The following is an 18455-nucleotide window of genomic DNA, read 5'->3' on the forward strand; positions in this document are numbered from 1 at the left end:
CTCCCCCTCCCGACCTCCCAATAAGTGTACCCTGTGGGAGGTCGGGAGGGGGAGTGGGCCGGTGCCGCGAACTTCCGTCAGGAAGTTTCTGACAAATAAATCCCGGTGCGGCGCTCGACCGCCAGCTCGAGTCTGACAAAAAAATCCCGCCAGAATTTCTTCCCGCCTTCCTTGCGCTGACCTCTCAATCCATCCAACGCTGACCGCCATGGAATCGCTCCATGACCGGCCCGAATGCGCCGACCGGCAGCGGGAGGCAGACGCGCCCTGCGCGGTCGCGGCCCGGCCTTATGTGCTCGCCGCCACGATCATGGCATCGGGCATCGCATCGGTCACCGGGTCGATCATCCTCATCACCCTGCCGCTCATCCAGCGCGATCTGGGCGCGAGCTACGGATCGCTGCAATGGATCTCGAACGGCTATACGCTTTTTCTGAGCGCGCTTATCCTGATCGGTGGTGGGGCGGGCGATCGCTATGGGCGGCGGCGCATCTTCGTCATCGGAATCGGTATCTTCACGATCGCCTCGATCGCCTGCGGTTTTGCGCCGACGAGCGAGATCCTGATCGCCGGGCGGATAGTGCAGGGGATCGGCGCGGCGCTGATGGTGCCGCAGAGCCTGGCGATCATTGCCGCGTCCTTCCCAAAGGACATACGCGGCCGCGCCATCGGTCTATGGGCGTCGGTCTCGGCGCTGACGACCGCCATCGGCCCTTCGCTTGGCGGGGTGCTGCTCGATGCGACGAGCTGGCGTGCGGCCTTCTGGATCACGCCGCCCTTTGCGCTGATCGTCCTGTATCTCGCACTCCGCTATGTGCCCGAAAGCCGCAACGAGGAGGAAACGGGTGCGCTCGACTGGCGCGGCGCGATATTGGCGGCGCTCGGTTTCGGCTTGCTGACCTTGGGGCTGACCGCGCTTTCGGAAGGCGGCGGCACCACCCGGCCGCTCGCGCTGATCGGCGCCGGCGCACTCTTCGTCATCCTGTTTATCTGGTCCGAACGCAGCGCCCATAATGCGCTTATGCCGCCGAAGCTGTTTACCAATCGCCGTTTCGCCGGGGCCAATGCGATGACGGTATGCCTTTATGGCGCGCTCGGCGCGGTGCTGTTCCTCCTGCCGTTCGACCTGATCGGGCGGCGCGGGCTCAACGCGACCGAAGTCGGGCTGACGATGTTGCCGCTCGGCGTGATCATCGGGCTACTGTCGCGGCCGATGGCAGGGCTGGCCGAGGATTATGGCGGCCGGCTGTTCCTCACGATCGGCTCGGCGATTGCGGCGGCCGCGATGATCTGGATGTCGTTCAATACGCTCGGTTATTGGACCGGGGTAATTGGCCCGCTGGTCCTGCTCGCTTTCGGTATGTCCTTCGTTTTCTCGCCGTTATCGACGATGGTGATGAACAGCGTGTCGGACAATCAGACCGGTACCGCATCGGGCGTGAACAATGCGGCGAGCCGGATTGCCGGGCTGTTCGCGGTCGCGATCGTCGGCGCGGTCACGGCGACGCTATTCGCGGGTGGCGGGCAGGGGCTCGAATTCGGTCAGTTCCCGGATAGCGCCAGCCCGGCCTATGCCGCGGTCGAAGATCGTTTCGTGCGTGCCCATTCGATCGCATTGCTCGTGGCGGCGAGTTGGGCGGTAATCGCGGCCTTCCTCTCCTGGTTCATGATCGGACCGGACCCGGAAGAGTAGTTTGTCAAACTCGACCTCGCGGTCGAGCGCGGCACTAGCTAAATTCTGACAAATTTACGCAGCAAGCGGAAACCTAAGCAGCCGGTCGTTGACGGGTACCAGCGCTTCGGCGTCTGCCCCCACGGCCCGCGCGATCTCCGGATGTCCGGCGTCCAGCCCGCCGGTTAGCGCGCCGAAGGCGGGCAGGATCAGCTTGCGTGTCGTGGCCACGAAGCAGCGGCGCGACACGCCTTTGCCACGCACGCGGATCCGGAGCTTCGGGTGGAAATGGCCGGACAGTTCGGGGCGCGGCTCGGCGGGATCGGCTTCGTGGCGGAGCAGCAGCCCGTCGACTTCCGCCTCCTCCATGATACGCCCGCCGCAGTCCGCCCCCAGTGCCCCGTCATGGTTGCCCGTGATCCACGTCCAGTCGAGCGTATCGGTCAGCACTGCAAGCTTGGTGCGTGCGGCGTCGGACAGCCGCTCGCTCCCGGCGCTGTCATGGAAACTGTCGCCGAGGCACCAGAGTTCGCGCGCATCGGTGGCCGCGATCAGCGCCTCGAGATCGGCGAGCGTCGCCTCGCTGTCATAGGGTGGCAGCATCTGGCCGAACCGGGCGAACCAGCTCGCTTTCTCGAAATGCAGATCGGCGACGAGCAGCGCTTTGCGCGCCGGCCAGAACAAGGCGGCCTGGGGCAGTGCGACGAGATCATGGCCGGAGAACGAAAAGGGAACCATTGCGCTTATGTGCCGCGCGCAGCCCGGCTAATCAAGAGGCGGTTATCCGCGCCAAGCGACTGGCGGTGAATAGTCCGACTAGCGCGAGCGGCACGCCGATGGCGCAGACCCAGAAGCCCGCCGCCGCGACCGTTTCGGCGGTCGGGCCCTGTGCGAAGCCGGTCAGGTTGGCGGCGATCCCGGCAATCGCCGCGCCGGTGGCCGCGCCCGCATCGCGCACCGCGCCGATCCCGGCCGAACCGGTCGCGCGTTCGTCTTCGTCGAGCGAGGCCATCACCGCGCGGCTGATGAAGCTGTAGGACAGGCCGAAGCCCGCCCCGAGCATCGCGCCGCCCAATATCACGAGCAGCAGGAAACCACTGGCGAGCACGACGCTCAGCAGCGCGAGCCCGACCGGCACACAGGCCGCGCCGATCACGATCCAGCGCCTTCGCCATCGCTCGCCGGACCCCGCCACAGCCAGCGCTGCACCCGTCCAGGCCAGCGCCTCGACAGCGACGACATAGCCGGCCTGCGTCGCGCTCAGCCCGTTGGTGAATTGCAGGATGGCGGGCGCATAGATGGCGAAGCCGACTTCGCCGGCGAGCAGCAGGAAATAGGTCGCATAGGCCGCGCCGATCAGCGTGTTGAAGCGCGCCGCATTGCGGGGCAGCAGGCGCGTGCGGGCGCGGCGGTCGACAAGGACCGCAGCCGCCAGCAGGCCCAGCCCTGTGGGCACCAGCACGAGTTGTAACGGCCCCGTTTCGACGACGCCAGCCGCCGACAACAATGTTACGCCGAAAACGATCAGCGCGATCTGCATGAGCGGCAAGGCGCCCGAGCCGGGTTTGCGGTCGCTGGCCGGGATCAGCCAAATTGTGGCGAGTGAGAATAGCACGGCCTGTCCCGCAAACAGCCAGAATACGCCACGCCAATTGCCTGCATCGGCGAACAGTCCGCCGACGAGCGGTCCGAGGACGGTGGCGACGCCCCATATACTGGTCGCGGCGGCGAATACGCGGACGAGATAGCGTTCCTCGAAAACCAGATTGATCGTGACGTAGCAGAAGCCCGCGACCCAGCCCGCGCCGACACCCTGCACCATGCGGCCCGCCACGAAGCTCGGCATGTCCGGGCCGAGTGCGCTCATCGCGCAGCCGATCGCGAGCAATATGCCGGAGCCGACCATGGCGGGCCGGAGCCCGATCCGGTCGGAGAGCCAGCCCGCGCACGATGCCGCCGCGACGACGCCGACCAGATAGCCCGATGTCGCCCAACCGAACCAGGCGAATCCATCCAGATCGCGCCCGACGCTCGGCATGATGGTGGTCGTCACCAGCGCATCGGCGGCCATTAGCCAGATACCGAGCATGATCAGCGCGAAGGCAGGCCAGCGCCCGCCGCCCAGCGTTTCGCGCCAGCTCGCCGTGTCTTCTGCGATTTCGGCTCCGCTCATCCAGCCTCGGGATTAGCCGCCATGGCTCGCCGCATGCGCTTCGGCGGCGCGTAACAGGCGCAGCACATTGCCGCTCCACATCTTGGCGAGATCTTCCTCGTCATGGCCTGCGGCGAGCAGGCGTGCAGTGATCTGCGGCAGTGCGGTGACATCGCGCATCCCTTCGACACCGCCGCCGCCGTCCCAGTCCGCGCCGAAGGCGACATGATCGACCCCCGCGACTTCGATGAGATGCATAAGGCTCGCCATGAACATCTCGAAATCGGCATCCTCGCGCGGCGTGACCGCTTCGAGTGCGCGCAGATTGCGGACAAAGGCCTCCTGCGTCTCGCGCGATTCGGAGAATAATTCCATGAAGCGACTGCTCAGCGCTTGCCATTCGGGCGAGTTGCTGCGCGGCGCAAGATAGATGCTGTTGACGGCGATCACGCCGCCGGTTTCCGCGAGCCGACGGATACGTTCGTCGCTGATGTTACGCGGATGTTCGTTCAACGCATTGGGGCCGGTGTGCGAGAGGATGATCGGCGTGGCGGACAGCTCCACCATCTGGTCGAATGCCGCATCCGAAGCGTGGCTTGCGTCCGGGATAATGCCGAGCCGGTTCATTTCGGCGATCAGTTCGCGGCCGAGCGGGCTGAGGCCGCCCCAGCGTTCGTCGTCCGTCGAGCTGTCGGAAAACTGGTTGGTGCCGGTATGGACAGGGCCGACCATCCGCACGCCATTATCGTAGAAGCGCTGGAGCGTGCCGATATCCTCGCCCAGTGGATAGCTGTTTTCGATCGCCTGATAGATGACGCGCCGGCCCGTGGCGGCGATGCGCGCGGCGTCGTCCGCGGTGAGGGCGCGCTCCGCGGTGTCAGAGTTGGCGGCGATCATCGCGAGGATCATCTGCTGGCGGATCGCCGCCGTGGCGGCGGCATTCGCATAGCCTTCCGCCGTCAATTCGCCCTGCGCCGTCCAGATAACGAAAAAGCCGCCGTCCAAGCCGCCCTCGATCATGCGCGGAATATCGACCTGGCTGTTGTCGGTCACATAATCATGCCGTTCGGCGATATCCCAGCCCGGGCGCATCAGGTGCAGCGGCGTATCGAGATGCGTATCGAGCGTCAGCAGGCGCTCATGCACCGCAGCGGCGTCGCTTTCCTCGGCTTGCGCGGCCAGCGGTGCGGCCGCAAATCCTGTTGCCATCACGGTCGCAAGCCCAAGCCCGAGTCCGATTCTGCGCATCTTACTTCCCCTGTCCGATCCTATGTGCCCGGCAGGGCTAGCGTCTTTTGGCGGGATTGTCGCGCCCCAAAAACAGTCCGGCCGCCCGGCTCGCGCCGCATCGCTGCAGCACGGGCCGGACGGCCGGATGTGGTCGCCGGAGTGCGACCGGGTGTGGATTAAAGACCGCGCATGCCGATGCCCATAACCTTGTCGGGTCGGCGCTCATCCATGATGAGGCTGATCGCATGCGTCCGGCCGCTACCGTTGCGTACGCGCAGCACCATGCCGTTGTCGACTTCGGCGACTTCGAGCAGTTCGAGCTCGCCGGTGCGCCGGGCAATCCGGTTGAGCTGCTGTAAGCGCTGACTGTAGGCGCGATCGGACAGCAGATTGTCGCGCGCCCAGCGCGATCGATCGCCGCTGCCGCCGTTGAGCGCCGCGACGAAAGACTCGGCGCGCTGTTGCGCACTCATCGAGCCGGCTTCGGACTGGACGGCCGCCGGAGCGGCGGTGAGCGCCATGCCCGCTGCGGGAAGCGCGGCAGCGGCAAGCAGCAGGCGGGTCTTCTTGGTGATTGTCGTAAACATCATACACTCCTGAACCAAATGTTTGGATATCCGCATAAGGGGCGTGCGGATATCGGGTGTATTATTTTATCAATACAGCAATGTCGCCCGGATTTCGACAGATGGCGGGGATTTGTCGATAAACCGATTCGTAACGACAAACGTCGCAATAACGTCGATAAATAGCGTCTAATTAGTCCGTTTCGGGCTAATTAGACGCCTTCCATTGCGATTTCGGCGAGCGCTTCGGCTTCGATCAGCAATGCGTCGTCGACCGTGCCCTGCGCGACATGTTCGCGGCCGATCAGCACGAGCACCGGCACGGCAAGCGGGGAGACGCGCGGCAAATCGGCATGCACCATCGTGTCCGCCGCCCGGTCGAGCAGGCCGGCCAGCCGCCCGACGTCCGTTAGTTTCGTCCGCGCATCGGCCCAGGCCGCTTCGAGCAGCAGATGATCGGGCTCGTATCGGCGCAGGACATCATAGATCAGGTCGGTCGAGAAGGTCACCTGCTTACCCGTCTTGCGCTTGCCCGGATGCTGCCGCTCGACGAGCCCGCCGATCACCGCGACCTCGCGAAAGGCGCGCTTGAGCAAATGGCTGTTCTGCACCCAATCGACGAATTCGTCCTCGAGAATATCGGGCGAGAAGAGCGGCGCGGGATCGCGCACCCGCTCGAGCGAATAGGTGGCGAAGCTGTAATCGTTCGCGACGAAGCCGATCGGCTTCAGCCCGGCTGTCTCCATCCGCCGCGTCACCAGCATGCCGAGCGACTGATGCGCGTTCCAGCCCTCGAAACTATAGGCGACCATGAATTGCCGGTCCTCATGGGGAAAGGTCTCGATCAAAAGCTCGCCGGGCTTGGGCAGCACCGATTTTTCCGACTGCACGCGCAACCATTCCTCGACATCCTCGGGAAACGCCGCCCACTCCGCCGGATTAGCGAGAAAGCCGCGCACCCGATCTGCGAGATGCGTCGTCAGAGGCAGGCGTGCGCCAACATAGGTCGGGATGCGCGCGGGCCGGGACGAGGCGCGCACGGTGAGGTCGGTATCCTTGATGCCGAGCACTTCAAGGCTCATGCCCGCGAAGAAGAAGGTATCGCCCGGCGAAAGCGTTGCGGCGAAATATTCCTCGACCGTGCCAAGCTTGCGGCCATTCTTGAACCGTACGTCGAGTATCGGCGCATCGACGATGATGCCGGCATTTAGCCGGTGCTGTTTTTCGAATTTCGGATGGCTGACGCGCCAGATCGTCTGGCCGTCCGCATCGACGTCGCTCGCCAGCCGCTTGTAGCGGTCATAGGCGCGCAGCGCATAGCCGCCGCTCGCGATATAATCGAGCTCGCGCGAAAATTCGGCCGAGGGCAGATCGCGATAGGGCGCGGCCGAACGGACTTCGGCCAGCATCGCCGCTTCTTCGAACGGCGCGGCGCAGGCGCAGGCCATCAGATGCTGGGCCAGCACGTCGAGGCTACCGAGGCGGAAAATATCGAGATCGAGTTCGCGTTCCGCTACCGCATCGAGCGCGGCGCGCGCTTCGAGATACTCAAAACGATTGCCGGGCACGAGGATCGCCTTACTAGGCTCGTCGAGCCGGTGATTCGAGCGCCCGATCCGCTGCAGCAGGCGTGAGGCGCCCTTGGGCGCGCCCATCTGCACGACGCAATCGACATCGCCCCAATCGACACCGAGATCGAGGCTCGCCGTCGCCACCAGCCCGCGCAGCTCGCCGCGCGCCATCGCCGCCTCGACCTTGCGCCGCGCCTCGCGGGACAAGGAACCGTGATGGATACCGATCGGCAGCTCGCCGCCATTCGCCTTCCACAGATCCTGGAAAATCAGCTCGGCTAGCCCGCGCGTATTGCAGAAGACGAGCGTCGTCTTGTGCGCGGCGATGATCTCCATCACTTGCTCGGTCGCATAGCTGCCCGAATGGCCGGACCAGGGCACGCGGTCCTCGGGCAGCAATATCTCGATCTCGGCTTCGGCCCCCGCTTCGCCGGTCACGATGGTCACGCTATCCGCATCGGCATCGGGCGCGAGCCAGCGGGCATAGCCCTGGCTGTCCGCCACGGTCGCCGAGAGCGCCACCCGCCGCAGCCCCGGCGCGAGTGTCTGCAACCGCGCCATCGAAAGACTCAGCAGATCACCGCGCTTCTGCGTCGCGAAAGCATGGACCTCATCGACGATCACAGTCTTGAGGTCCGCGAAGAGATTGGCGCTGTCCGCATAGGAGATCAGCAGGCTCAGCGATTCCGGTGTCGTCAGCAACATATGCGGCGGCCGCTGCCGCTGGCGGACCTTACGGTTGTGCGGCGTGTCGCCGGTGCGCGTTTCGACGCGAATATCGAGATCCATCTCCGCGATGGGCCCGAGCAGGTTGCGTTGCACATCGACCGCCAGCGCCTTGAGTGGCGAAACATAGAGCGTGTGCAGCCCGTCGCCCGGCTTATCGATCAGCTCCACAAGACTGGCGAGAAACCCGGCCATCGTCTTGCCCGCACCGGTCGGTGCGACGAGCAGGGCGTGACGTCCGGCGCGCGCGGCTTCCAGCATCGCAAGCTGGTGCTGGCGCGGTGCCCAGCCCCGATCGGCAAACCAGCGTGCAAGCGGCGCGGGCAGGGACGAGGCGGAGGCATCGGTCATCGGCTGCCTATGTAGCTTGATTATGCGCGGTTGCGAGTATGCTTGCCGCCGACTGGTCAGCCGTTAGAGGTGAGGCACCGATAGATGGGGAATCGACGCGATGGTGCATGCAGTGACAGGCCGGGCGGAATCGGCCGAGGAATTCGGCGAGCTGATGGGGCGCATGTTCGGCCCCGCGCCGGGCGCGGAAAAGCTGCGCCCCTATGAGCCGCGTCCGACCGATGTGATCATCACGCCCTATGGCAAATGCGGCACGACCTGGTTGCAACAGACCTTCCATCAGCTGCGCACCGGTGGTGATATGGAATTCGACGACATCTCACGTGTCGTACCCTGGATCGAAACGGCGTTGTCGCTCGGTCTCGATATCAATGCCGAGCAGAAGGCCGAGCCGAGGGGCTTCAAGAGCCATCTCTCCTATGACGCGCTGCCCGAGGGCGCGCGCTATGTCGTCTCGCTGCGCAATCCGAAAGACGCGTTCATTTCCATGTTCCGCTTCATGGAGGGCTGGTTCATTGAGCCCGACACGGTGCCGATGGAACATTTCTACGAGGGCTGGATCACGCCGGGTCCGCAGGGCAGCAACTATTGGAGCCATTTACTGAGCTGGTGGCGGCAGCGGGACAATCCGAATGTGCTGCTGCTGACCTATGAGCATATGATCGAAACGCCCGAGCATCATGTGCGCATGCTTGCCGATTTCTGCGGCATCCCGCTCGATGACGATCTGCTGGCGCTGACGCTCGAACGCTCCTCGCTCGCCTATATGCTCGAACACAAGGACAAGTTTGCTGATCCGATGATGCGCGCGCTGTCCGAAGAGCGATGCGGTTTCGCGCCCGGCAGCGATTCGGCGAAGGTTCGCAAGGGCGGCGTTGGCGGCCATAAGAAAGAGCTGTCGGCCGAGATTGGCGAGCGGATCGATACGGCCTGGTCGGAGCAGGTCGCGCCCGAAACGGGCCTTGCCGACTATGCCGCGCTCGATGCAGAGGTCCGGCGGCGCAATGGCGGGTGACCGGAGGCGCTAGGGCCGCTGCGCAAGCGCCGCGTCGAAAGCTGCATCCAGCCCCTCATGTTGGCCGCGCAGGCCGGCGACAACGCGTTCGGCCCAGTCGAAATAGTCGCGTTTGCGTTCGACCGGCCAGTCGGGCGGCGCGGCGACGATATCGTGCAGGTTACTTGTCTTGTCGGCGATTTTGACGAGCTTGGCTTCGCGCGACTTGTGCGGCGCATGCTCGACCTGAAGCCGCTTGCGCTCGGCCTTTTCGAGCGACTTGTCGTCGGTCACTTCGCTGACAATGCCGGCGACCCGTACACCGAAACGCGCCTCGATCTCTTCAATGCTCGTTTCGGTATCTTCCACCGTATCATGGAGCACGGCGGCGGTGAGTATCTCGATATCGTCCACGCCGTGCCGCGCCAACAGCGCGGCGACGTCCAGCGGATGGTTGATATAGGGCGTCGCATCCGCGCCTTTGCGCCGCTGATCGCGGTGCCGGTCGGCGGCGAACTGCGCGGCATCGAGCAGCAGGTGGAGCGGATTGTCGTGATTCTGCATGGTTCTCAAATCTCCTTGTCATGCACTATATAAACGGAATGGCCCGTCTCGGACATTGGATAGACCCGCGCCCGGAGGGGATTTACGTGCCGGCGGCCGATATCTGGATCGATCCGTCCCAGCCCAAAGACCGCGCACTCGTGACCCATGGCCATGCCGATCATGCGCGCGGCGGGCATGGCGCGGTCTGGGCGACACCCGAAACGCTGGCGATCATGGAGGTGCGCTATGGGGAGCAGCAGGCGCAGCGGGTCGCCTATGGCGAAACGATCGATCTTGGCGATGTCACGGCGCGGTTCGTTCCAGCCGGCCATGTGCTCGGGTCCGCGCAGATCGTGCTCGATCATGGCGGCGAACGGGTCGTCATTTCGGGCGATTACAAGCGCCGCCCTGATCCGACCTGCCCAGCATTCGAGCCCGTGCCCTGCGATATCTTCATCACCGAGGCGACGTTCGGGCTGCCGGTTTTCGTCCATCCCGACACAAGCGAGGAAGTTGCCAAGATTCTCGATACGCTGGCGGCCAACCCGGATCGCTGCGTGCTCGTCGGCGCCTATGCGCTGGGCAAGGCGCAGCGGATGATCTGCGAATTGCGCAACGCCGGGCACGATGCGCCGCTCTATATCCATGGCGCGCTGCAGCGGCTCTGCGATCTCTATCGCGATCATGGCGTCGATCTCGGCGAGCTCAGGCCCGCGACCGATACGCCCAAGGAGGAGATGCGCGGCAGTATCGTACTCGCGCCGCCCAGCGCATTGAACGATCGCTGGTCGCGCCGCCTGCCCGATCCGATCACGGCGATGGCGTCCGGCTGGATGCGTATCCGCCAGCGCGCGCGGCAGCGCAATGTCGAGCTCCCATTGATCGTTTCCGATCATGCGGACTGGGTCGAGCTGACATCCACTCTGGAGGAGCTACGCCCAAAGGAAGTCTGGGTCACCCATGGCCGCGAGGATGCGCTCGTCCATTGGTGCGAGACACGGCAAATCAAGGCGCGCGCCCTCGCCCTGGTCGGCCGCGAGGACGAAGACGAATAGGCGGCTAGACGCCTGCTGCACCGCGTCACAAAACTGAAAAAAAGGGGCTGCACCACAAGGGGCAGCCCCGTAGTATAGGAGAGGATGCCTGAAAAGGCAGTCTCTTAGTACGAGGTGCCCACTCTTGCTGCAAGTGCGAAATACAGTTTGTGCGTTGCAAAAACTGCAGCGGCGAAACATTCGTGCGCGCGGGAGGATATTTGTGTCGCGCTCAACTTATCGGCGGCGATAGGTCAGCGCCATCGCGATGCAATGGCGTAACGCATCGCGGGGCAAGGGCTGCGCGATATCGATGAGAATGGCGCGATTGCCGTCGATACGCAGTTGGTCGCCATAGAGTTGCCGAAATCGCTCGGCGAGATCGGTCTGGCAATGGACGTAGAGCCCGATTTCGCGGTCCGAGCCCTTATGCGCGTTGAGCCGGATCGTCGTGCCGGCCGGGTTCAGATAGGCCGGTTCGTTCCATTTGAGCGTCTCTTCGAGCGGTCCGACGCCGTCCGTCTCCGCCGCGGTATCGAGTATCAGCGCCCTGAGTTCGAGCAGGCGCTTACGCATGGCATCATCATATTCGCCGAACCGCGCTTCGACCGCCTCCGACTGAAAACCAGGCGTCGCCATCAATGCCCGGCTTGCGGGCCACGTTCGAGACCCGACTTCGCCAGTTGCCCGTCGATCTGCGCCATCAGCCGCTCGAGCCCGGCCTCGCTCTTCGCTTCGGCCCGCGCGACAAGCACGTCCTGCGTGTTGGAGGCGCGGAGCAGCCACCAGCCATCCTCGGTGTTCACCCGCGCGCCGTCCGTATCGTTGACGTTCGCGCCGTCCGCCCGCAGCCGTTCCAGCACCTCGTCGATCACCGCGAATTTGCGGCTTTCATCGACCTGAAAGCGCATTTCGGGCGTGTTGATCATATCGGGGATCGCATCGCGCAACTCCGTCACGCTTTTGCCGAGCACATGCGCCGCCGAAATCAGCCGTACGGCGGCGTAGAGCGCGTCGTCGAACCCGTAATAATCCTGCGCGAAAAAGACATGGCCGCTCATCTCGCCGGCCAGCGGACAGCCGGTTTCCTTCATTTTGGACTTGATCAGCGAATGGCCGGTCTTCCACATCAGCGGGTCGCCACCCAATTCCGCGATCCGGTCGTAGAGCGCCTGGCTCGCCTTCACATCGGCGATAATCGTCGCGCCCGGCGCCTTGCGCAGCACGGGTTCGGCGAAGATCGCCAGCAGTTGATCGCCCCAGATCACCCGGCCCGTGCCGTCGATCGCTCCGATCCGGTCGCCATCGCCGTCGAAGGCCACTCCGAAATCGAGATTGTTCTCGGCGACGAGCGTTTTGAGGTCTGCCAGATTCGCCTCGTCTGTGGGGTCGGGATGATGGTTGGGAAAAGATCCGTCGATATCGGTGAAGAGGGTGAAATGCTCGCCGGGCAGCCGCGCGACGAGCTTTTCGAGGATCGCGCCGGCCGCGCCGTTGCCCGCATCCCAACCGATGCGGAATTCGCCGCCCGCATGGCCCGCCACGAGCCGGTCGACATAGATGTCGGCGATGTCGACATGCTCGCTGGTTCCGCTCCCGGTTTCCCAGTCTCCGGCGGCGGCCATGGTGCCGAGCCCCTGGATATCGTCCCCGAAAAACGCCCGGTGCTCAAATACCATCTTGAAGCCATTATAATCGGGGGGGTTATGGCTGCCGGTTATCTCTATGCCGCCATCAACCTCTAGCGTCGCCTCGGCGAAATAGAGCATCGGGGTCGGCCCCAGGCCGATCCGCACCGCATCGACGCCGCTCGCGTTCAGCCCCTCAACGAGCGCCGCTTCGAGCATCGGCGAACTCGTCCGCCCGTCATAGCCCACTGCGACCCGGCTGCCGCCCGCGCGGCGAACCAGCGTGCCGAAGCTGCGCCCGATGGCGCGCGCATCGTCTTCGCCCAGCGTTTCGCCGACGATGCCGCGAATGTCATATTCGCGCAGGGTTGTGGGGTCGAAGTGGTGGGTCATCTCGATCTCTTATATGCGTTTGGCTGGCTGGCCGGAAACAAGGTGCGACCCCGCGTTCGGCTCTAAGTGTTACCGCTGCAAGGCACAAGCCGCCGATGCTATTCGCTCTGTTCGGGCACCTGATTGCGCGCTTCGCTGAGCAATATGTCGCGCGCGGCGTTGACGCGCCGGGCAAGCTCCGCCGAACCACCGACATCAGGATGCACTTTGGCGATCAACCGGCGGTGCGCGCTGCGGATCGAGGCCTGATCGGCATCCGCGTCGACGCCGAGCAATTCGCGCGCTTCGTCCACATGCATCCGCGCCCGCCGCAACTGCTGGGAGCGATAGGCGGCCCATGCGGCGACGCCGGCGAAACAGATCAGCGCGAGGATGCCTTGCCCGGTCGAAAACAATTTGAAGCCGAGAATCACGGCCGCGATCGCCGCCCAATCGCCGCTGTCGCTGCGCCGCAGCTTGCCCGTCCACCAGGCCCAGGCTGCGATCGCTCCGAATGCCAGCAATATGAAGTGCATTATGCCCTTATACAGTCTCGAACATATCCTGTGTAACCCCCTGTTCGGGGAGCTGCAGCGCGGCAACCATTTCCCGCAATTCCTGTCGGGCCGCGACATGGCTGAGCCCGACGCTTTCGAAATGATCGATATCGAGCAGCGTCAGCCCGCTCGGGAAGAGTTCGCGATAGATGACGCGCTCGGAGAGCCCCGGAATCACGCGAAAGCCCACACGGCGCGATAGATCGTTCAATGCCCGCGCGACCCGCCGCATATTCTTCGCTTCGATATGCTGGAGGCGGTTTCTCAGGACGACCCAGTCCACTTCGCCGCCGCTCTGCGCCTTGGCCTTGCGCGCATCCCAGACGATCTCGGCGTAGAAGCTCGGCTTGCGGACCGTGTAACTCTCCGGATCGACTTCGCCGATCAAGTCCAGATCGACGAAACTGTCATTGATCGGTGTGACCAACGTGTCCGCGCGGGCGGCCGAAATGCGGGCCAGCGGATCGTCGCGTCCCGGCGTGTCGATAATCAGAAATTCGCTATCCTGGGTCAGCGCTTCGATGCCGCGCTCGAAACCGACCAGATTATCGGCCTCGCTGACCATGAAACGCGGCGTGGGCAGCGTTGCGCCAAGCCGCTCGGCGCTGGCCTGCCGGTTTTCGAGATAGCGGGTTGTCGTGCGTTGCCGGCTGTCGAGATCGAGCACCGCGACCTGGCGGCCCGACGCGGCGAGCGCCACGGCGGTGTGCACGGCCGTTGTCGACTTGCCGGTGCCGCCTTTCTCATTGGCGAAAACGATGAAATGGCAATCGGCCACGGTTCCCCCGGAGAAACTGATACCCAAAATGAACTGGCTTGATTCGGACCCCCCGCCCGCTCACAAGCACGGCCGACATATCGGAGGCGCGAAACAGGTGCAATTGGAGAGACGGTTAATCGGGGTGCGCGCGGCGGTGCGCGGCTTGCGTAGCGATGGCGGCACGGTGGCGCTCGTTCCCACCATGGGCGCGCTGCACGCCGGGCATATCGCGCTGGTCGCGCGGGCCCGCGAGGTCGCCGACTATGTCGTCGCATCGATCTTCGTCAATCCGACCCAGTTTGGCGAAGGCGAGGATTTCGATGCCTATCCGCGTACCGAAGCGGAGGATGCGGAGAAACTTGAGGCGGCCGGGTGCGATCTGCTCTGGACGCCGCGGCCCGAAGAAGTCTATCCCACGGGCTTTTCGACGACGATCCGCCTGACCGGGGTCACCGAGGGCCTGTGCGGCGCATCGCGGCCCGGGCATTTCGATGGCGTCGCGACCGTCGTCGCCAAGCTCTTCAACCAGATCCGGCCCGACTACGCCCTTTTCGGTGAAAAAGACTATCAGCAGCTTGCGCTGATCCGGCGCATGGCGCGCGATCTCGATTTCGAAGTCGAGGTTATCGGCGTGCCGACCGTGCGCGAAGCGGACGGGCTCGCGCTCTCCTCGCGCAACGCCTATCTGACCGAAGACGAGCGCGCGCGCGCCGTCGCGCTGCCGGACGCGCTTGGCGAGACGGCCGCGGCGATCGTCGCGGGCGACGACGCGGGCGACGCGATCATCGCGGCCAAGGCGAAACTGTTCGAGGCGGGCTTCGCGACCGTCGACTATATCGAGCTACGAGACGCCGAGACGCTGGAGCCGGTCGAAACGCCTGAGCGGCCCGCCCGGCTGCTCGCCGCCGCGCGGATCGGCAAGACCCGGCTGATCGATAATATCGCGGTGGAGATGGGGTAGGGGAAGGTTTGCTTGTCAGAACATTGGTGCCGCGATTTTTCCGCTGAGGAAAAATTCTGACAAAGAAACCTGCCGCGCCGAGCCGAAGGCGAGGTCTGACAAAAGACTCTGACAAAAAGATCCCAATCCCGTTAACCTTTTATTATCCATAACCGGTCAATCCCTGTTCTCGACGACAGTCAGTGAAGGGGAACAGGGTCATGGCGCACAGTGCGGCAACCGCGAATTTTCTGATCGAAAGCCGTTTAAGAGACGCGGCTACGGGCGACGAGAATGCCTATTTCGATCTCGGCATCGCCTACTCGGCGGGTACGGACGGGCTCGATATCGATCTGATCGAAGCGCATAAATGGTTCAACCTTGCCGCAGTGCGCGGGCATGAAAAGGCGCAGCGCTGCCGAGCGGAAATTTCCGACGAAATGTCGGCGCGTGAAATTGCCGAAGCGCAGAAACAGGCGCGCGCCTGGCTCTCCTCGCTCGAACGCCGCGCCGCCTGAGACGAAACAGGCCGGTCCGCGCGGGCCGGTGCCAGCCATAGCGGCGGATTTACCGCTGGATTTTTGTGGGGCTGCTCCATAGGGGTGGCCCTTATTGTTTTCGGGAATAGATCATGTCCGTCACCGCCGTTCCACTCCGCCCGATACAAAAGGGTGCATTGGCCAAGCTCTGGCTCGGCATTTGCGCGCTGATTGCGGGCGCGATCGCCCTTGCCTGGTTCACCGCGACGCCCAGCGCGGCCCAGTCGCCCGAGGCCTTCCTCGCCTGGAACGGGGCACGCGCGGACGTGGTGACGACGGATTCCGGCCTGCAATATGAGGTTCTGGAAGCCGGTGACGAAGACGGTGAGAGCCCGGGACCGCAAGATGCGGCGGTAGTCAACTATACGCTGCGCCTGCTCGACGGCGAGATTGTCGACGAAGGACAGGGCCAGCCATTTCCGCTGAGTCAGGTATTTGCTGGCTTCGGCGAAGGCGTACAGGAGATGACGGTCGGTGCGCGGCATATGCTCTGGCTTCCGCCCGATCTCTGGCTCCCGCCTGGCGTCGAACCCGGCGATCCGCCCGCGCCGCAAATGCCCTTCGATACGACCGATGTGCTGGAGTTCGAGGTCGAACTGGTCGATGTTCTGTCGCAGGAAGAGTTCATGCAGCAGATGATGCAGCAACAACAGTTGCAGCAGCAGCTCCAGGAACAGATGGGCGAAGCGCTCCCGCCGCAATAGGGATTCTTTTGCGAGACCTTTGGCTACGCCTCAGGCGCGGTAGGTTTCTTTGTCAGAACATTGCGATAGCAATGTTCTGACAAAGAACCCCCCCGCTAACCGGGGTCGGTCGGCGTGGCGCCTTCTTCGGCGGCGCGGCGCTGGGCGGCTTCTTCTTCCTCGTCATTATGTTCGGACCGGCGTTCGAGCGCGGCCTTGATCATCGCGACGATCGGATCGGCGAGCGCGAGGCCGATAATGCCGAACAGTGCGGCGAACAGGATTTGCGCCGAGAGGGTGAGGGCAGGGGGCAGGTCGACCGTCTGTTTCGCGACCATCGGGATCACGACATAGCCGTCGAACGTCTGCACGACGAGATAGACGAGAAAGGCGTAGAAGCCGAGTTCCGGGCTCGCGCTGAGGCCGACCGCGACCATGAGTACGCCGGTGATGAACGCGCCGATATTGGGGATAAAGGCCAAGAGCCCGGCGAGGATGCCGAGCAGGAGCGCCATCGGCACGCCGGCGATGGTGAGGCCGAGCCAGGTGATGAAGCCCTCGAACACCATGCCGAGAACGCGGCCCGCGAGCAGCCGCTGCAGCGTTTTCGACATGCGCTGCGTCGTCTTGCGGAATTCGGGGCGCGTGCCGCGCGGCAACATCCACTGGATACCGCGATCATAGAGATTGGGGTCGATCGCGATGAACAGGCCGATCACCATGATGAGGAACAGCGTCGCGATGCCGCTGACCGCCGAACCGAGCGCCGAGGTGAGGCTGCCGACCGAACCCAGCACGTCGCGGATGATCTGGGTGAGCTCCGTGCCGCCCGGCGTCATGCCGAGTTCGTCGAGCATCGCGAGCAACCGCTCGAACTGATCGGTCAGCGTGATGCGCAGCTGTTCGGCCTGGTTGGCGATCTCGATCCCGGCCAGCCAGCCGACGCCCGCCAGCCCGCCGATGATCAGCACCACGACGACGAGCAGGCGCAGCGCGCGGCTGAACGGAATGATCGGGCGCAGCAGCTTCGTGCCGCCATCGAGCAGGGAGGCGAAAACGATGCCGGCGAGGATGAGCAACAGCGCCTGCGCGAGTTGCCAGACGAGGAGAACGGCGACGGCGACCATCGCCCAGGCGGTGGCGCGTTTCAGTTCCCGCCGGATTACGGGATCGCGGACTTCGGCCGGCCCGAACTTGCCGTCATAGGGCCCGGGTTCGTCGTCCGGCGTCGTCATTCCTCTCCTTCGCGGCCCGGATGCAGCCCGGTGCCGGCCCGGCCGCTGCGCATCGCGCTGAACCAGCTGATCGGATTATACCAGTCCGTGGTGCCGTCGAGCGAGAAGGTGATGAATTCGGCCCGGCCGCCGATACTTTCGACGGGCACCGGCCCGCCCAGCCCACCCGGGCGCCGCGGATCGGTCGATAACGGCGCGCGGCTGTCGGCCGATTGGTCGCGATTGTCGCCCAACAGGAACAGATGGCCCTCGGGAATGGTGATCGGCCCGTAAAAGTCGCCGGGCGAGGGGCCAAGATCGATCGTGTCGTAATAGCGGCCCTCGGGCGTATATTCGCGATAGACGGGCATGCGGCAATAGCGCTGCCCATCGCTGCCCGTCGTAATCAGGCCCGGCACATCGTCGCACGGCACGTTTTCGTCGATCGGGATCATTGCCGGTTCGCGCTGTTCGCGCCGCAAGGGCGTGCCGTTCAGGATCACCGCACCGCCGCGCAGCTCGATCGTATCGCCGGGCAGGCCGACGACGCGCTTGATATAGTCCGATCGCGCGCCCTGCGGCACGGTGATGACTATATCGCCGCGCTCAGGCATGCGGCCGAACAGGCGGCCCTCCATAAAGGGCAATATGTGGAAGGATGGCGATACATAGGACCAGCCATAGGGATATTTACTGACCACGAGCCGGTCGCCCTGGATCAGCCCCGGCATCATCGACTCAGACGGGATATAGAAGGGCTTGGCGACGAAGCTGTGAAAACCGAGCACGGCGAGGACGAGCAAGAGGATACCCTTGATCTCGCCCCACCAGTCGGTGCCCTTCTTCTCGCCATCATCTTCGGGCGCAGCGGCGCAGTCTTCGCTCGCCTTCAGGGCGGCTGCCAGATGCTCGTCGCTGTC

Annotated in this window: 18 protein-coding genes; 6 read left to right on the plus strand and 12 right to left on the minus strand. The window is 64.3% G+C overall.

Translation table 11 applies throughout. The annotated features are described in order from the left end of the window. The first annotated feature begins 208 nt into the window (after positions 1–208). On the plus strand, positions 209–1693 hold the full coding sequence (locus tag Q0974_RS06625) for an MFS transporter (protein WP_299324078.1): 1485 nt from the start codon (positions 209–211) through the stop codon (positions 1691–1693). A gap of 54 nt (positions 1694–1747) precedes the next feature. Here the strand turns inward: Q0974_RS06625 and pdeM are convergent, their stop codons facing one another. The 5 genes from pdeM to Q0974_RS06650 all read right to left on the minus strand — a co-directional run bounded on the left by pdeM (position 1748) and on the right by Q0974_RS06650 (position 8268). Continuing rightward, positions 1748–2410 carry a ligase-associated DNA damage response endonuclease PdeM gene (gene pdeM, locus Q0974_RS06630; RefSeq protein ID WP_299324080.1) on the minus strand — a complete coding sequence of 221 codons (663 nt, stop codon included), beginning with the start codon at positions 2408–2410 and terminating at the stop codon, positions 1748–1750. A gap of 31 nt (positions 2411–2441) precedes the next feature. Further along, positions 2442–3845 (minus strand): MFS transporter, encoded by a 1404-nt coding sequence (locus Q0974_RS06635; RefSeq protein ID WP_299324081.1) that lies wholly within the window; start codon positions 3843–3845, stop codon positions 2442–2444. Positions 3846–3857: 12 nt separating this feature from the next. Next, the gene (locus Q0974_RS06640) at positions 3858–5072 is read right to left on the minus strand and encodes a dipeptidase (RefSeq protein ID WP_299324083.1); all 1215 of its coding nucleotides are present in this window, start codon (positions 5070–5072) and stop codon (positions 3858–3860) included. 158 nt (positions 5073–5230) lie between these two features. After that, on the minus strand, positions 5231–5644 hold the full coding sequence (locus Q0974_RS06645; protein WP_299324086.1) for a hypothetical protein: 414 nt from the start codon (positions 5642–5644) through the stop codon (positions 5231–5233). A gap of 188 nt (positions 5645–5832) precedes the next feature. Then, complete coding sequence (locus tag Q0974_RS06650) at positions 5833–8268, minus strand: ligase-associated DNA damage response DEXH box helicase (RefSeq protein WP_299324088.1); 2436 nt, start codon at positions 8266–8268, stop codon at positions 5833–5835. A 100-nt stretch (positions 8269–8368) separates the two neighbouring features. On the opposite strand from Q0974_RS06650, the gene Q0974_RS06655 reads away from it, so the two are divergent. Next, positions 8369–9283: a sulfotransferase domain-containing protein gene (locus tag Q0974_RS06655; RefSeq protein ID WP_299324090.1), complete on the plus strand. Its 915-nt coding sequence runs from the start codon at positions 8369–8371 to the stop codon at positions 9281–9283. 9 nt (positions 9284–9292) lie between these two features. On the opposite strand, the gene Q0974_RS06660 is transcribed toward Q0974_RS06655, so the two are convergent. Next, positions 9293–9826: an HD domain-containing protein gene (locus Q0974_RS06660; protein WP_299324093.1), complete on the minus strand. Its 534-nt coding sequence runs from the start codon at positions 9824–9826 to the stop codon at positions 9293–9295. A gap of 38 nt (positions 9827–9864) precedes the next feature. Here Q0974_RS06660 and Q0974_RS06665 point away from each other — a divergent pair, with 38 nt between their 5' ends. Beyond that, entirely contained in the window at positions 9865–10863 is a 999-nt protein-coding gene (locus Q0974_RS06665; protein ID WP_299324094.1) for a ligase-associated DNA damage response exonuclease, read from the plus strand. Between the two features lie 216 nt (positions 10864–11079). On the opposite strand, the gene Q0974_RS06670 is transcribed toward Q0974_RS06665, so the two are convergent. From Q0974_RS06670 to Q0974_RS06685, 4 genes are all read right to left on the minus strand, one after another. Then, on the minus strand, positions 11080–11481 hold the full coding sequence (locus Q0974_RS06670) for a DUF1801 domain-containing protein (RefSeq protein ID WP_299324097.1): 402 nt from the start codon (positions 11479–11481) through the stop codon (positions 11080–11082). Further along, positions 11481–12863, minus strand: coding sequence for a phosphoglucomutase/phosphomannomutase PgmG (pgmG, locus tag Q0974_RS06675; protein WP_299324098.1), 1383 nt, complete (start codon positions 12861–12863; stop codon positions 11481–11483). Before pgmG ends, Q0974_RS06670 begins: the two co-directional genes overlap by 1 nt. Positions 12864–12961: 98 nt before the next feature. Then, the gene (locus tag Q0974_RS06680; RefSeq protein ID WP_299324100.1) at positions 12962–13378 is read right to left on the minus strand and encodes a DnaJ domain-containing protein; all 417 of its coding nucleotides are present in this window, start codon (positions 13376–13378) and stop codon (positions 12962–12964) included. Between the two features lie 7 nt (positions 13379–13385). Beyond that, complete coding sequence (locus tag Q0974_RS06685; RefSeq protein WP_299324101.1) at positions 13386–14177, minus strand: division plane positioning ATPase MipZ; 792 nt, start codon at positions 14175–14177, stop codon at positions 13386–13388. 97 nt (positions 14178–14274) lie between these two features. On the opposite strand from Q0974_RS06685, the gene panC reads away from it, so the two are divergent. From panC to Q0974_RS06700, 3 genes are all read left to right on the plus strand, one after another. Next, positions 14275–15120: a pantoate--beta-alanine ligase gene (gene panC / locus Q0974_RS06690; protein ID WP_299324103.1), complete on the plus strand. Its 846-nt coding sequence runs from the start codon at positions 14275–14277 to the stop codon at positions 15118–15120. Positions 15121–15320: 200 nt separating this feature from the next. Further along, entirely contained in the window at positions 15321–15617 is a 297-nt protein-coding gene (locus Q0974_RS06695; protein WP_299324104.1) for a hypothetical protein, read from the plus strand. Positions 15618–15730: 113 nt separating this feature from the next. Next, on the plus strand, positions 15731–16342 hold the full coding sequence (locus Q0974_RS06700) for an FKBP-type peptidyl-prolyl cis-trans isomerase N-terminal domain-containing protein (RefSeq protein WP_299324106.1): 612 nt from the start codon (positions 15731–15733) through the stop codon (positions 16340–16342). A gap of 95 nt (positions 16343–16437) precedes the next feature. Here Q0974_RS06700 and Q0974_RS06705 read toward each other — a convergent pair whose 3' ends face one another. Together Q0974_RS06705 and lepB are read right to left on the minus strand one after the other, a co-directional pair. Then, entirely contained in the window at positions 16438–17556 is a 1119-nt protein-coding gene (locus Q0974_RS06705) for an AI-2E family transporter (RefSeq protein ID WP_299324108.1), read from the minus strand. Beyond that, entirely contained in the window at positions 17553–18428 is an 876-nt protein-coding gene (lepB, locus tag Q0974_RS06710) for a signal peptidase I (RefSeq protein WP_299326225.1), read from the minus strand. The genes Q0974_RS06705 and lepB overlap by 4 nt, the downstream gene beginning before the upstream one ends. Between the last annotated feature and the right edge of the window lie 27 nt (positions 18429–18455).

It is taken from the genome of Parasphingopyxis sp., assembly GCF_028279465.1.
Classification (GTDB): domain Bacteria; phylum Pseudomonadota; class Alphaproteobacteria; order Sphingomonadales; family Sphingomonadaceae; genus Parasphingopyxis.

What these genes read in the sequence shown, in the direction of transcription:
- Q0974_RS06625 (WP_299324078.1), top strand. Translation starts at nt 209, where the DNA reads ATGGAATCGCTCCATGACCGGCCCGAATGCGCCGACCGGCAGCGGGAG.
- pdeM (WP_299324080.1), bottom strand. Translation starts at nt 2,410, where the DNA reads ATGGTTCCCTTTTCGTTCTCCGGCCATGATCTCGTCGCACTGCCCCAG.
- Q0974_RS06635 (WP_299324081.1), bottom strand. Translation starts at nt 3,845, where the DNA reads ATGAGCGGAGCCGAAATCGCAGAAGACACGGCGAGCTGGCGCGAAACG.
- Q0974_RS06640 (WP_299324083.1), bottom strand. Translation starts at nt 5,072, where the DNA reads ATGCGCAGAATCGGACTCGGGCTTGGGCTTGCGACCGTGATGGCAACA.
- Q0974_RS06645 (WP_299324086.1), bottom strand. Translation starts at nt 5,644, where the DNA reads ATGATGTTTACGACAATCACCAAGAAGACCCGCCTGCTGCTTGCCGCT.
- Q0974_RS06650 (WP_299324088.1), bottom strand. Translation starts at nt 8,268, where the DNA reads ATGACCGATGCCTCCGCCTCGTCCCTGCCCGCGCCGCTTGCACGCTGG.
- Q0974_RS06655 (WP_299324090.1), top strand. Translation starts at nt 8,369, where the DNA reads ATGGTGCATGCAGTGACAGGCCGGGCGGAATCGGCCGAGGAATTCGGC.
- Q0974_RS06660 (WP_299324093.1), bottom strand. Translation starts at nt 9,826, where the DNA reads ATGCAGAATCACGACAATCCGCTCCACCTGCTGCTCGATGCCGCGCAG.
- Q0974_RS06665 (WP_299324094.1), top strand. Translation starts at nt 9,865, where the DNA reads ATGGCCCGTCTCGGACATTGGATAGACCCGCGCCCGGAGGGGATTTAC.
- Q0974_RS06670 (WP_299324097.1), bottom strand. Translation starts at nt 11,481, where the DNA reads ATGGCGACGCCTGGTTTTCAGTCGGAGGCGGTCGAAGCGCGGTTCGGC.
- pgmG (WP_299324098.1), bottom strand. Translation starts at nt 12,863, where the DNA reads ATGACCCACCACTTCGACCCCACAACCCTGCGCGAATATGACATTCGC.
- Q0974_RS06680 (WP_299324100.1), bottom strand. Translation starts at nt 13,378, where the DNA reads ATGCACTTCATATTGCTGGCATTCGGAGCGATCGCAGCCTGGGCCTGG.
- Q0974_RS06695 (WP_299324104.1), top strand. Translation starts at nt 15,321, where the DNA reads ATGGCGCACAGTGCGGCAACCGCGAATTTTCTGATCGAAAGCCGTTTA.
- Q0974_RS06700 (WP_299324106.1), top strand. Translation starts at nt 15,731, where the DNA reads ATGTCCGTCACCGCCGTTCCACTCCGCCCGATACAAAAGGGTGCATTG.
- Q0974_RS06705 (WP_299324108.1), bottom strand. Translation starts at nt 17,556, where the DNA reads ATGACGACGCCGGACGACGAACCCGGGCCCTATGACGGCAAGTTCGGG.